Source organism: Amycolatopsis sp. NPDC051371, from assembly GCF_040682155.1.
Lineage (GTDB): Bacteria > Actinomycetota > Actinomycetes > Mycobacteriales > Pseudonocardiaceae > Amycolatopsis.
In genome coordinates, this window is record NZ_JBFBAG010000047.1 from 15,311 (window position 1) to 28,034 (window position 12,724).

General features: G+C 71.7%; 15 protein-coding genes and 1 pseudogene. 6 read left to right on the forward strand and 10 right to left on the reverse strand.

The features are described from left to right. From AB0M59_RS41215 to AB0M59_RS41235, 5 genes and pseudogenes are all read right to left on the reverse strand, one after another. The gene (locus AB0M59_RS41215) at positions 1-648 is read right to left on the reverse strand and encodes a response regulator transcription factor (RefSeq protein ID WP_364626905.1); all 648 of its coding nucleotides are present in this window, start codon (positions 646-648) and stop codon (positions 1-3) included. Between the two features lie 86 nt (positions 649-734). Beyond that, positions 735-1,628, reverse strand: a complete 894-nt coding sequence (locus AB0M59_RS41220) for a TIGR03619 family F420-dependent LLM class oxidoreductase (protein ID WP_364626763.1) — start codon at positions 1,626-1,628, stop codon at positions 735-737. A gap of 94 nt (positions 1,629-1,722) precedes the next feature. Continuing rightward, a complete protein-coding gene (locus AB0M59_RS41225) occupies positions 1,723-2,259 on the reverse strand; it encodes an SDR family NAD(P)-dependent oxidoreductase (RefSeq protein ID WP_364626765.1) in 537 nt (178 codons plus the stop codon). 56 nt (positions 2,260-2,315) lie between these two features. Beyond that, positions 2,316-2,489, reverse strand: a pseudogene (locus AB0M59_RS41230) (SDR family NAD(P)-dependent oxidoreductase); the annotation flags it as partial. Between the two features lie 11 nt (positions 2,490-2,500). After that, positions 2,501-3,403 (reverse strand): NAD(P)H-binding protein, encoded by a 903-nt coding sequence (locus AB0M59_RS41235; RefSeq protein ID WP_364626767.1) that lies wholly within the window; start codon positions 3,401-3,403, stop codon positions 2,501-2,503. 99 nt (positions 3,404-3,502) lie between these two features. On the opposite strand from AB0M59_RS41235, the gene AB0M59_RS41240 reads away from it, so the two are divergent. From AB0M59_RS41240 to AB0M59_RS41250, 3 genes are all read left to right on the forward strand, one after another. Beyond that, positions 3,503-4,033: a helix-turn-helix domain-containing protein gene (locus AB0M59_RS41240; protein WP_364626769.1), complete on the forward strand. Its 531-nt coding sequence runs from the start codon at positions 3,503-3,505 to the stop codon at positions 4,031-4,033. Between the two features lie 65 nt (positions 4,034-4,098). After that, the gene (locus tag AB0M59_RS41245; RefSeq protein ID WP_364626771.1) at positions 4,099-4,461 is read left to right on the forward strand and encodes a DoxX family protein; all 363 of its coding nucleotides are present in this window, start codon (positions 4,099-4,101) and stop codon (positions 4,459-4,461) included. Beyond that, positions 4,458-5,336 (forward strand): RNA polymerase sigma-70 factor, encoded by an 879-nt coding sequence (locus tag AB0M59_RS41250; protein WP_364626773.1) that lies wholly within the window; start codon positions 4,458-4,460, stop codon positions 5,334-5,336. The genes AB0M59_RS41245 and AB0M59_RS41250 overlap by 4 nt, the downstream gene beginning before the upstream one ends. 6 nt (positions 5,337-5,342) lie before the next feature. On the opposite strand, the gene AB0M59_RS41255 is transcribed toward AB0M59_RS41250, so the two are convergent. Next, complete coding sequence (locus AB0M59_RS41255; protein ID WP_364626775.1) at positions 5,343-5,693, reverse strand: hypothetical protein; 351 nt, start codon at positions 5,691-5,693, stop codon at positions 5,343-5,345. Between AB0M59_RS41255 and AB0M59_RS41260 the strand changes: the two genes are divergently transcribed. The 3 genes from AB0M59_RS41260 to AB0M59_RS41270 all read left to right on the forward strand — a co-directional run bounded on the left by AB0M59_RS41260 (position 5,683) and on the right by AB0M59_RS41270 (position 9,334). Beyond that, on the forward strand, positions 5,683-5,865 hold the full coding sequence (locus tag AB0M59_RS41260; RefSeq protein WP_364626777.1) for a hypothetical protein: 183 nt from the start codon (positions 5,683-5,685) through the stop codon (positions 5,863-5,865). The genes AB0M59_RS41255 and AB0M59_RS41260 overlap by 11 nt on opposite strands. Positions 5,866-6,522: 657 nt before the next feature. Continuing rightward, positions 6,523-6,978, forward strand: coding sequence for a hypothetical protein (locus AB0M59_RS41265; protein WP_364626779.1), 456 nt, complete (start codon positions 6,523-6,525; stop codon positions 6,976-6,978). A gap of 121 nt (positions 6,979-7,099) precedes the next feature. Further along, positions 7,100-9,334: a LuxR C-terminal-related transcriptional regulator gene (locus tag AB0M59_RS41270; RefSeq protein WP_364626781.1), complete on the forward strand. Its 2,235-nt coding sequence runs from the start codon at positions 7,100-7,102 to the stop codon at positions 9,332-9,334. Positions 9,335-9,425: 91 nt separating this feature from the next. Here the strand turns inward: AB0M59_RS41270 and AB0M59_RS41275 are convergent, their stop codons facing one another. The 4 genes from AB0M59_RS41275 to AB0M59_RS41290 form a co-directional block, all read right to left on the reverse strand. Further along, positions 9,426-10,238, reverse strand: a complete 813-nt coding sequence (locus tag AB0M59_RS41275) for a hypothetical protein (RefSeq protein ID WP_364626783.1) — start codon at positions 10,236-10,238, stop codon at positions 9,426-9,428. Further along, positions 10,235-10,864, reverse strand: a complete 630-nt coding sequence (locus AB0M59_RS41280) for a hypothetical protein (protein WP_364626785.1) — start codon at positions 10,862-10,864, stop codon at positions 10,235-10,237. The genes AB0M59_RS41275 and AB0M59_RS41280 overlap by 4 nt, the downstream gene beginning before the upstream one ends. 48 nt (positions 10,865-10,912) lie before the next feature. Continuing rightward, a complete protein-coding gene (locus tag AB0M59_RS41285) occupies positions 10,913-11,842 on the reverse strand; it encodes a tryptophan dimethylallyltransferase family protein (RefSeq protein ID WP_364626787.1) in 930 nt (309 codons plus the stop codon). Between the two features lie 324 nt (positions 11,843-12,166). Then, a complete protein-coding gene (locus AB0M59_RS41290; RefSeq protein WP_364626789.1) occupies positions 12,167-12,721 on the reverse strand; it encodes an ATP/GTP-binding protein in 555 nt (184 codons plus the stop codon). Between the last annotated feature and the right edge of the window lie 3 nt (positions 12,722-12,724).

Here is a 12,724-nt window from a genome sequence, read left to right on the forward strand (position 1 = left end):
TCAGCCCGCGAGGCCCGCTTCGTGGGCCAGCAAACCCGCCTGGGTGCGGTTCGCGCAGCCGAGCTTGGTCAGCATCCGCGAGACGTAGCTCTTCACCGTCGCCTCGGACAGGTGCAGCTTGGCCGCGATGGCGGCGTTCGACATGCCCTCGCCGAGGCAGACCAGCATGTCGAGCTCCCGGTCGGTGAGGTCGGACGTGCGCTCCCGGGCTTCCTGCGAGCGTTCGTGCTCGCCGGCCGACGCGGTGACCATCCGGCGCGCGGCTTCCTTGGACAGCACCGTGTGCCCGTCGGCGGCGACCCGGACGAGCCCGATCAGGTCCTCCGGGGGCGTCGACTTCAGCAGGAAGCCCGATGCCCCGGCCCGCAGCGCCTTGAGGACGTAGCTGTCGGTGTCGAAGGTCGTGAGCGCGACGAGGGCGGGCGGGTCCGGGAGCTTGACGATCCGCTCGATCGCGGTCAGCCCGTCCACGCCGGGCATCCGCAGGTCCATCAGCATGACGTCGGGCCGGAAGCGCCCCGCGGCCTCGACCGCCTCGGCGCCGTCCTGCGCCTGCCCGACGATCTCGATGTCCCCGGCGGAGGTCAGCACCGTACGCAGGTGCGCGAGCACCATCGGCTCGTCGTCGACGATCACCAGGCGGATCACGCTGCCGTCTTTCCCTTGTGTGCGCACACCCCGCAGTATCGCACTGTCCGGGCCGCCTCCGCCCGGACAGTGCGACGCGGTGTCGATCAGCCCCGGGCGACCAGGTCCAGCAGCTTGCCGGTGAGGTCGAGGTGCTCGTCCACGCTGCTCGTCAGGTAGGCGAGGTCGACGAAGGTGTGGTCCGGTTCGAGGGCCGCGACGATCTTCACCACCGACTCGGCGATGAGCTCCGGTGCGGTGCCCGGCGCGGCGTTCACGCGCAGCGCCGCGCCGATGGCCTTCGGGTCCCGCCCGGCGGCTTCGGCGTCGGCCCGGATCTTGGCGAGGGTCGAGGTGAGCACGTCCGCGGGGAACTGCTCGGGGACCGACCAGACGGGCAGCCAGCCGTCGGCGCGCTCGGCGACGCGGCGCAGCGACTTCTCGCCGAACCCGGCCAGGTGCACCGGCGGCTTGCGCACCGGCTTGAGGTGGACGTGGGACTCGGCGATGGCGTAGCCGATGCCGTCGTGGGACACGGTGTCCTTGGTCCACCAGGTCTCGAGCAGGTCGAGCAGGTCGTCCAGCCGCTTGCCGCGCTCGCCCATCGGGATGCCGACGGCCGTGTACTCGTCGGGCGACCAGCCGATGCCCAGGCCGGGCAGCAGCCGCCCGTTGCTGGCGACGTCGATGCTGGTGAGCAGCCGCGCGAAGTTCGCGGGCTGGTACTGGGTGGCGTTGATGGTGCTGGAGCCGAGGACCGCGGTCTCGGTCACGGCGGCGGCGACGGCCAGCGCGGTGAACGGGTCCTGGACGGTGTGGAACTCCTCGGGCATGGTGTCGTAGCCCGGGTAGGGAACGACCGGGGCGACCGGCGACAGCAGCCGGTCACCGACCCAGAGACTGGCCGCCCCGGCTCGTTCGGCTTCGCGCGCGTACCGGGCGATCCCGCCGGGTGCGGCGGCCGCCTTGCCGAAAACCGGAAGGCTGAACCCCAACTGCATGAATTCTCCCCTGAAGAGCGAATGGATCTTCCTGTAGCCAGTAGTACTCGCGTTTAGTTGCCCGTTCAAGTACAGCGGCCGGAACGGTCCGTACCTACCAATCGATCTTCGCGAACAGGAACGGCTCGTTCTCCGGCGCTTCCTTCCGCGCCCGCAAGGCCTTCTCGGCGGGCGCCCCGACCGGCACGCGCAGCGGGGGCGAGGTCTGTTCGATCGTCGTCGCCACCGTGACGGCCACTTCTTCGGGCGTCACCACCTCGCCGCGCAGGGCGGAAAGCTGTTCGTAGAGCGGGGTGTACGGGTCGTCGTCTTCGAAGAAGACCTTGGCGCGTTCGCCGCCGCCCGAAGAAACCGCGCCGGGCTGCACGATGCTCACGTCGACGCCGAAGTGGCCCGTCTCGATGGCGAGCGTTTCGGCGATCGCCTCCAGAGCCCACTTGCCGGCGGCGTACGGGCCGATGATCGGCAGCACCAGCCGGCCCTGGATGCTCGAAACGAAGACGAGGTGACCCGATCCGCGGACGCGCATCGCGGGGAGCACGGCCTGGGCGACCCGCAGCGCGCCCACCGCGTTGAGCCGGAAGAGCCGTTCGACCTCGTCGAGCGGAACGGTTTCCAGTGGGGCGCGCACGGTTCGCCGGCGTTGCTGATCAGCACGTCGATCTCGCCGGCGTCCCGGATGGCGCGGTCGACGCTGTCCTGGTCGGTGACGTCGAGGCGCAGCCGCTGATCGACGGGGAGGTCGGCGAGCGCGTCCGGATTCCGCGCGGTGGCGATCACCCGGTGGCCGCGGCGGGAGAGTTCGAGGGCGATCGCGCGGCCGATGCCCTTGGACGTGCCGGTGATGAGTACGGACGACATGGTGGTGCTCCTCAGGGAACGAAGTAGGGGCCGTTGGTGGCGAAGGTGTCTTTCTGCGCCAGCACGAACTGCTCGACCGACTGCGGAGTCCGGCCGCCGACCTGCTCGACGACGTCGTTGGTGCCGGCGAAGACGCCGTTGCGGTAGTCGACGGCGACGTTGCCGAGGTGCTGGACGAGGTGCGCGGGCAGCCCGCGCGCGGTCATGGCCGACGTGAACTCTTCGACGCCGATCGGCTCGTAGCGCACCGGGACGCCGAGCGTGGCGGCCATGATCCGGGCGATGTCGTGGTGGTCCAGCTCGACCGGGCCGTGGAGGGTGTAGGCGGCGCCGTCGTGGGGCTCGGGGTCGGTCAGGACCGCGGCGATCACGTGCGCCTGGTCGGCCGACGCGATCGGCGCGTGCCGTCCGTCGCCGAACGGGAGGCGCAGGAGGCCTTCGCCGTCGCGCAGCTCCCACCACGTGGTGAGCCACTCGGCGAAGAACGTCGGCCTCAGGTGGGTGGTGAGCAGGCCGGTGCGCTCCAGCACGCGTTCGGCGAGCCAGTGCTGCCGGGCCGCGTTGCTGCGCGCTTCGCGGCGAGCCGAGATCTGCGACATGTCGACGAGCGAGCGCACACCGCTTTCCGTTGCCGCCTGGGCGAAGTTGACGGTCGCTTCGAGCAGGCCTTCGCGGATCGGGTAGCAGAAGTAGGCGCCGCTGACCCCGCGCAGCGCGGCGGTGACGCCGTCGAGGTCGAGGAAGTCCGCCTGGACCACCTCGGCGCCGGCCGCGGCGAGCGCCTGGGAGCGGTCGTCCTCCTGCCGGACCATGGCGCGGACGCGGTGGCCGCGGGCCAGCAGCAGGTCGATCGTGGCGCCGCCGGTCTGGCCGGTCGCGCCGGTGACGAGGAAGAGCCGGTCGTCGTGGGACACGGGAACTCCATTCGGGCCTGAAAGTAGTTCATTCATTGAACTAGCTCACCGTAGCACGAGGCAGTTCAATGAACGAACTGTCCGGTGTACGCTGGGCCCATGGCTCTCCCCAGCACCTACGCGGACCGCAACTGCTCGCTGGCGCGTTCCCTGGAGGTCGTCGGCGAGCGGTGGACGCTCATGATCGTCCGCGACGCGTTCTTCGGGGTCCGGCGGTTCGGGGACTTCGCCGCCCAGCTCGGGATCCCGCGCGCGGTCTTGACCAGCCGCTTGAAGTCCCTCGTGCAGGAGGGCGTGATGATCCGCGAGGAGGACGGCGGAGTCGTCGAGTACCGGCTGACGGAGAAGGGCGTCGCGCTCTGGCCGATCGTGCGGGCGCTCATGGGCTGGGGCGACGCGTTCTACTCCCCGGCCGGTGAGAAGCGCACGACCCGCCACGACGAAGACGGTGGCCGCCTCGACCCGGACGGCCGCTGCGAAGAGTGCGGGGCGCTGGTCCCGGTCCCGGAGATCCGCATCGAACCGGGCCCCGGCTACGAGCCCCAGCCGGGCGGGCCGGACCCGGTATCGGCCGCGTTCGCCACGCCACGCCGGCTGCTGGAGCCGGTCATGAGGCAGCCGGCCGGGTGACCCGCGTCATGCTCTGTCACAGCCACGGCGTACCCGGTGTCTTGAGGCCGACCAAGGGAGACCTCATGAACATCGCACTCTGGATCGCCGCCGGGCTGCTCGCCGTCGTCGCCCTGACCGGGGGTGTCAGCAAGGCGTTCGTGCCCAAGGCGAAGCTCGCCGCGACGCCCGGCGGGACATGGACCGGCGAACGCAGCGATGGCTTCGTCAAAACGCTCGGCGTCCTCGAACTCCTGGCCGCCGTGGGCCTCATCCTGCCCGCGGCCCTCGGGATCGCCCCCGTGCTGGTCCCGGTGACCGCCGCCTGCTGGGTCCTGCTCATGATCGGTGCCATGATCACGCACCTTCGCCACGGCGAAGCGAAGTTCGTCGCGCTGAACCTGACCTACCTCGCCATCGCGGCCTTCGTCGCTTGGGGGCGCTGGTGAACGCCACCGAAGCCTTCGTCGCCCACCGCAACCTGCTCTTCACCGTCGCCTACGAGATGCTCGGCTCGGCGGCCGACGCGGAGGACGTCCTGCAGGAGACCTGGCTGCGGTGGGCCGACATCGACCTGGGGCAGGTGCGCGACCAGCGCGCCTACCTGGTCCGCATCACGACGCGGCTGTCGCTCAACCGGCTGCGCACGGTGAAGCGTCGCCGCGAGGCCTACGTCGGGCCCTGGCTGCCCGAGCCGCTGCTCACCGCGCCCGACGTCGCCGAGGACGTCGAACTCGCCGAGAGCGTGTCGATGGCGCTGATGCTCGTCCTCGAGACGTTGTCGCCGACCGAGCGCGCCGTCTTCGTGCTGCGGGAGGTCTTCGACTTCGGCTACGACGAGATCGCCACCGCCGTCGGCAAGACCCCCGCAGCCGTCCGCCAGATCGCGCACCGCGCCCGCAAGCACGTCGACGCCCGGCGGCCGCGCGAGACGGTCTCCGCCCGCGAAACCCGGGCCGCGCTGGAGTCGTTCCGGCGAGCGATGGAAACCCGGGACCTGCAGGGCCTGCTCGACGTCCTCGCCCCCGACGTCGTCCTGGTCAGCGACGGCGGCGGCGTCAAGCAGGCGGCCCTGCGGCCGGTCACGAGCGCCGGCAAGGTGGTCCGGTTCATGCTCGGCGGCATCGGCCGGACCGAAGCGCAACTGACCAGCGCCCCCACGATCGTCAACGGCAACCCGGCGCTCGTCCTGCACCTGGACGGCGAGCTCGACGGCGTCATGGCGGTCCGCGTCGAGGGCGGCCGCATCACCGGCCTCTACTACGTGCGCAACCCGGAGAAGCTGACCCGCGTCGAGTCGGAGACCCCGCTGACCCTGCGGTGACCGCGCTCAGACGTGCGTGGAGCTCACGGCGAACGCGGTGATGTGCTCGGCCAGGGCGCGGACCGCCGGGTGGTCCCGGTGCTGCTCCGCCACCAGCTTGAGGGGCCGCAGGCGGTCCTTGGTGCGGACGGACTTGAGCGTCTCGGCCGCGTCGACCGCTTCGGTGCCGATCTCCGCGCCGCGCTCGAGGTCGCCGTCGAGCAGGTGGTTCACGGCCAGCATGGCGAGGCAGAACGACCGGCTGCGCGCCATGTCCGGGCCGTAGCGGCCGACCGCGTCGGTCAGCGCCGCGATCGCCGTCCGGGCGTGGCGGGGCCGGCCGCGCAGGGCCAGCTCGGTGCGCACCGTGCCGGTCATCGCCGAGACGTCGGTCTCGGTGAAGAACCCTCGCCCAGTCCGGCGGTTCGGCGGGCCCGGCCGCCTCGAACTCCTCGGCGGCCCGGCCGAGCAGGTCGAGCGCGAGCTGTTCGTCGCCCTTCTCGGCGTAGGCCCACGCCTGGTTCGCGCTGAGGATGCTCGCGGCCAGTGAGGAGCCGGAGCGCCGCGCGGCCAGGCGACCGTGCTGGAACTGGGCCAGCGCCTCGTCCGCCACGCCGTGGTGCAGGTGGATCCGCCCGCGCCGGTAGCGGATGTTGGCCGCGAGCTCGTCGTTGCCGCCGTGCCCGGCCAGCGTGAGCGCCAGGTCGAGGTGGTGGTGGGCGGCGCCGGCGTGCCCGCTGTCGAAGCTCGCCCACGCGGCCAGGTTGTGCAGGTCGGCCACCGCCGAGAACAGCCTCGACCGCACCGGCTCCGCGGGAGCCGCGCCGAGCAGCTCGTGACCGCGGTGGATCCGCACGAGCACGGCGTCACGGCACATACCGCCGCCGTTGCGGTAATCGACCGCGCGAAGCGCCCGCGTCTGCGTCTCCAGCTGCTCGACGTCGGACAGGCCGGGGCGATCGGGGAGGGCCTGGCGGAAGGTGAACTCGGCATCGGTCATGGCGACTCCTGGCAGCACCATTTCGTGGCCGCAAAGCCTACTCGCCGGGTCGGCCACGGGCGACCACCGCGACGGCGGACAGTAGCGCCGCGGGCGCGGCACGTGAGGGCGGACAGGTATGGAGTCAGGTACTTGTACGGGTGTGGTGACGCGCGCCCCGGCGCAAGCTGGTCCGGCCCCCGATGACCGCAGGAGGTCGGAAAACCCATGGTGCACGGCCGGTCGCGTCCCCTCCTCCGGGTCGTTTCCCCCACGAGCCTCCCGGAGCCGCGACCGGCCCCCTCGGGGTCTCGCGACCGCTACGCCGACCTCGACGACCGGCGGCTGGCCGCCATCCTGGCCGCCGAGGACACCGCGGAAGAGCACGGCCTCAACCCGCACACCCGCAGCACCTGCTACGTCCACCGGTGCTGGGCGCACCAGTGCGTGGGCCACTCGCTGCACGTCCTCGTCGTCACCGGGCACCGGTGGTGCCGCCGCTGCGAGTGCCCGGTCGACGTCGCCGTCGACGAGACGGCCCCCGGTGCGGTGCACCTGTACTGCCCGCGCTGCGGCCAGGCCGACTCGGCCGCCAACCGCGAGGTCCGCCAGGCCTGCCGCACGAGCCTCTCCGCGATGCACGGCGGCGACACGCCCACGCTGTACCGCCTCCCCGACGCCTGAGGTTGCTACCTCCGAGGGGTCCGCATTGACCGGCCCGCGCGGACGTCCTTACGGTGCACGGGTGGGGAAGTCCGGCGTGACGTGCGCGAGGGGGAACCTGCCCGCGGACACGACGAGTTTCGTGGGACGCAGGTCCGAGGTGGCCGAGGTCAAGCACCTGCTGACGCGGGCCCGGCTGGTCACCTTGACCGGCGTGGGCGGGGTCGGCAAGACGCGGCTGGCCGTGCAGACGGCCGCCGGGCTGTCGCGCGCGTTCCCCGACGGCGTCTGGCTGGTCGAGCTCGCCGGGCTGCAGGACCCGGCGCTCGTCGCGCACACCGTGCTCGAAGCGCTGGGCGTCCACGACGAAACCGGCCGGGCACCGGCGCGGGTGCTCGCCGAGCACCTGCGGGACCGGCGGCTGCTGGTGATCCTGGACAACTGCGAGCACGTCCTCGACGCCTGCGCCGCGCTGGCCCACGACCTGCTGCGGGCCTCTCCCGGTCTCCGGCTGCTCGCGACCAGCCGGGAGCGGCTCGCGCTGGCCGCCGAACACCTCTGGCCGGTGTCGCCGCTGCCGCTGCCGGAACCCGGCCGTCCGCTGCCCGGCGGGGCCTGGCTGCGCTATCCCGCGCTGACGCTGTTCGCCGAACGCGCGGCCGCCGTCGACCCGGGGTTCGCCGTCACCGCGGAGAACCAGGAGCGCGTGGCGCAGGTGTGCCGGCTGCTGGCCGGCATCCCGCTGGCGATCGAACTGGCGGCGGTGCGGCTGCGGGTGCTGACGCTGGCGGAGCTGGAATCCGGGCTGGGCGACTGCTTCCGGCTGCCCGGGACGGTCAAGCGCGGCGGCGAGCCCCGCCACCAGACGCTCCTGGCCGCCGTCGACTGGAGCTTCACGCTGTGCAGCCCGGCCGAACGGCGGCTGTGGGCCCGGGCGTCGGTGTTCGCGGGCGGCTTCGACCTGCCGGCGGCCGAGCGCGTCTGCGCGGGCGAGGACGTCCGGGCCGGGCTCGCCGGGCTGGTGGAGAAGTCGGTGCTGATCCGCGAAGCCGGCCGGTTCCGGTTGCTGGAGCCGCTGCGGCAGTTCGGCCGGGAGAAGCTGACCGAGTCCGGCGAAGCGGACGCCGTCCTGCGGTCCATGCGGGACCACTACCTCGACGTGGCGGTGCGCAGTGAACGGAAGTGGTTCGGCCCGGAGCAGGCGGAGACGTTCCGCCGGACCCGGATGGAGCACGCGAACCTGCGGGCCGCGCTGGACTTCAGCCTGACGGTGCCGGGCGAACTCGAGACCGGCCTCCGGCTCGCCTCGACGCTCTGGTTCTACTGGGCGGGCTGCGGGGTGTTCGGCGAAGGCCGCCACTGGCTCGACCGCGCGCTCGCGCTCTCCCCCGAACCGGGCGGGGAACGCGCGAAGGCGTTGTGGGTCAACGGCTACGTCGCGACGTTGCAAGGGGACAACGCCGGCGCGGTCGCGATGCTGGAGGAGTGCCGCGCGTACGCCCGCCAGACCGGCGACGACGTGGCGCTGGCGTACGCGACGCACCGGCTCGGCTGCAACCTGCTGGTCGGCGACGACGTCGGCGACGCGAAGACGCTCTTCGAGGAGGCGCAGGCCCGGTACCGGCAGCTCGGCGAGCTCAACAGCAACGTGATGCTGGCCGGTATCGAGCTGGCGGTCGCGTCGATCTTCCTGGGCGACCTCGATCGCGCGGGCGAGTTGTGCGAAGAGGCGTGCGCGACCGGTGTCGCCCACGGCGAGCAGTGGGCACAGGCGTACGCGATCTTCGTCCAGGCCCTGGTCGCCCTGGGCCGCGGCGACTTCGCCCGCGCGGCCGAGCACGGGCGGCACTGCCTGCGCGTCAAGCGGAAGTTCCACGACCTGCTGGGCATCGTGCTGGCCATCGAGGTGCTGGCCTGGAACGAGGCGGCCCGCGGCCGCTGGGAGCCGGCGGCGACGATGCTCGGGTCCGCCCAGCCGATCTGGCAGGCGGTCGGGTTCCCGATGTTCGGGTCGCGGTATTTCGGCGCCCCGCACGGAGAGTGCGAGACGCAGGCGCGCAAGGGGCTCGGCGAGGGCCCGTTCGACGTGGCCTTCCGCCGCGGGCGCGAGTTCGGCCTGGAGGAGGCGATCGCCTACGCGCTGGGGGACGCGACGCCGTCCCCGGCCCCCGGCCCGGCGCGGTCGACGCCGCTGACGGACCGGGAACACGAGGTGGCGCTGCTCATCGCGGACGGCCGGACCAACCAGGAGATCGCGGACAAGCTGGTCATCTCCCGCCGGACGGCCGAGGGGCACGTGAACCGGATCCTGCGGAAGCTGGAGTTCGACTCGCGCAGCCAGGTGGCCGCCTGGGCGGCACAGGTCTCACGGCTTTAGCCCGGCCTCCCGAACGTCATGAAAGGGTCGTTCAGGTCGTCGGACGCGGTGAACGACTCGTTCATGACGTCGCGGCCGGCCGCCGGCGGCGCTAGCCGAGTCGTTCGTCCCAGTCGGCGAACGCCGCCACCAGGTCGGCGGGCGCGTCGATCTCCTTCAGCTGCCGCAGCTGGTCCTCGATGTAGTACCGGTACAGCGGAACCAGCCCCGCCGCCAGCTCCGGCCGCAGCTCGTCGGCGTCCAGCGGATGCCCCTCCCGGACCTTCAACGCCAGCCGCACCAGCGACTTCGCCGGGGCGTCCGGCCGGGCCAGGTACCACTCGATCGCCTCGTCGTTGTTCGCCGCACGACCGGAGGCCAGCGTTCCCGAGTACAGGAAGCGGACCGGGAACAGCACGGCCTTCGTGAACCACACCGTGTCCACCAGCAGCCGGCGCGGCTCGCGGAACTCCGCGGTCACCTCGGGCGTCGCCAGGACCGCGATCGCGAACCGCGCGCTCTCCAGCAGCAGCTCCGCGGCCGCCGGGCGGGCGATCTCCGCGAGGACGTCCGAGCCGAGCAGGACCCGGCCGTGGTCGGCCAGCTGCAGGCGGTCCAGCGCCGGGAAGCGGCCGTCGTCACGGCCTTCGCGCAACGCCGGCAGCGACGCCCAGAACACCGACAGCTTGCGGTGCAACGGACTCCGCTCCTGCAGCGCCGCCGTCGTGTCCGCGATGGACGAGCCGTCGGCGTCGGCCAGGACGAGCGCCAGGTCGATGTCGCTCGCCGCCGGGGCGTAGCCGCCGTAGGACAGGCTGCCCAGCAGGTAGGCGCCGATCAGGCGCTCTCCCAACGCTTCCTGGTACGCCTGCGCGGCCTCGGCGGCGATTTCGCGAGCGGCCGAAGCCGGGTCGGTGGAGGTCATGCGGCCACCGTATCGCGGCGGGCGCACTCGGCGATGCGGTCGGAGACGACGCCGATCACCTGCCACGCCCGGTCGAGCACGTCGACGACCGCGTCGACCGTCCAGTCTTCGCGGCGGCGCAACAGCTCGTAGCCCATCTCGAGGTGCTCGACGTCGGCTTCGTCGTGCAGGTCGAAGTATTCGTCCTGGGGGAACGCCCGCGTGCCCGCCTGGCTGAACACCAGGCTGCCGGCTTCGAGGGCCAGGTGCGCCAGCACCGCGCGCTGCACGCCGGGCAGGATCCCGAACTGGTCGACGAACCACGACGCACCCGCTTCGATCACCGGGTCCCAGACCAGCTGCCGGTCGTCCGCGCGGCTGCGGGCCAGGATCTTGTCGTGCCCGATCTCCTCCTCCTGGTGTTCCAGGGCGAGCGCCCGCAGCTCCGGATCGCTCTCGAAGGTGACGCGGGCGCTGATCATCCGCTGGAACGCGTTCGACCACGGCTGCAGGTACGTGAGCACCGCCTTCTTCGTGTCGTCGGTGGTGCTCGCGTCGGTCAGCAGCCGGATGAGGTCCGACGCTTCGTACTCCCGTTGCCGCTGCTCGTTGTGGCGGGCTACGCGCTCGACGTCCTGCTGGGTCACGATCGGCTCCTTACCGGGGTGTTGCGGGAGATCATCTTTCCGGTGACGCTACGCAAGATCGACAGGGGTGAGGGAGCGGTCGTACACGGGGAACCGGAAGTAGGTGGTGACGTCGCCGCGGCGGCCCGCTGTGCGGTAGCTCACCAGCTCGAGGATGCTCGTCGTGGCCAACGGTCCCGGCGCCAGCGCGGCGGTGAGGAGGCGGAACCGTCCCGGGTCGACGCCTTCGCGGTGGAGCAAAGCGGCGGTGCGCTCGACGGCTTCTTCGTCACTGGCAGCGAGATCGGGCAGGCGCAGGTACGTCGTGGACTCGGCCGCGCGGTCCGGTCCGGGCCGGAACGCGAGGCAGCTCAAGGCCGCTTTGCCGGCGTCTTCGCGGTCGCCGGCCAGGGTCCGGTAAGCGACGCGCGCGTCGTCGGCGTCGTGGCGCAGAGCGACCGAGGCGACGCGGTTCACCTCGGCGAGGCCGGCGCCGTGGTTGCGGTAGTAGATCTTCACCCGGGCCTCGGCCTCGTCGGCCAGGTCCACCGCGAAGAACTCGATTTCGCGGGTGCCGTCGACGTTTTCGACCTGGCGCCGGGTGGTGTCCCACGCGTCCGCCATGCCGAGCCGGGCCATGGCTTCGGCGACGGCGGCTTCACGTTGGGCGTGCGGCCAAAGATAGAGCCCGAAGTACGTCTTGTGGACGACTCTCGACGGCGGACGCCAGGCGATGGAGTGCCACAGGGGAGCGGGCGACGGCCGGCCCCCGCGCGGCGTGAAGATCTCGTGCACCCGTTGCAGCCTGCTGAAATCGCTCTCCGCGGGAGAGCCCGTGTCGTGGCCGAGGCTGTCGAACAGCACGCGCAGCTCCGGGTGCCGCCCCGACCAGTTCACCGACATCTCGGCGGGGAACCCGTCGTCCGCCACATAGGACGGGTGCGCCGGCGCGGCCTCGATCAGCTCGTGCGACCACGGCGGCAGCAGGGCGCGCAGCATCCGGGTGGTCCGGACGGACTGCTCGACCGGAACCTCGAGCGCTTCACACGCGGTAGACCAGAGCCCGCACAGGAAGTCACCGAAGAGACGACCCTGAGCCGGGTAGTTTTCCCTTGTATATTCAGGAAACTTCGGCACGTGAATCGTCACGTGCGGATGCTATCAGTTTGATGCTTGCTCAACTAAAAAGCTGCACCCGGGTGGTCCAACCAATTGCGCCATGTGGGTTTGCCGGTGTCCGAGGTGGACACGCTCGGACACCTCGGACACCGGCGTTGTCCGGTCGGGACATCCGGCGGACACCGAGTGGACAAAGCGCAGGTCTCAGACCCGCACCGGCGCCACCGTCATCGCGTGCTTGACGAGCCGGATCAGCGCGAGCTTGCTCGAGTCCCTGTCACGCGCGTCACACATGACGATCGGCACCCGATCCGGGACCACGAGGGCCTCGCGGACCTCGTCGGCGGTGTAGCGCGGAGCGTTGTCGAAGCAGTTCACCGCGACGACGAACGGGATCTTCCGGCGCTCGAAGAAGTCGATGGCCGCGAAGCTGGTCTCCAGGCGGCGGGTGTCGACGAGCACGATCGTCCCGATCGCCCCGCGCGCGAGGTCGTCCCACATGAACCAGAAGCGCGCCTGGCCCGGCGTCCCGAACAGGTACAGCACGTGCCGCGGCGAGATCGTGATCCGGCCGAAGTCGAGCGCGACCGTCGTCGTGGTCTTGCGCTCCACGCCGGACAGGTCGTCCACCCCGGCGCTCGCCTCGGTGAGCACCTCCTCGGTGGTCAGCGGCGGGATCTCGCTGACCGAGCCGACCATGGTGGTCTTGCCGGCGCCGAAGCCGCCCGCGACGATGATCTTGACCGGCGTGGGGACCATGTC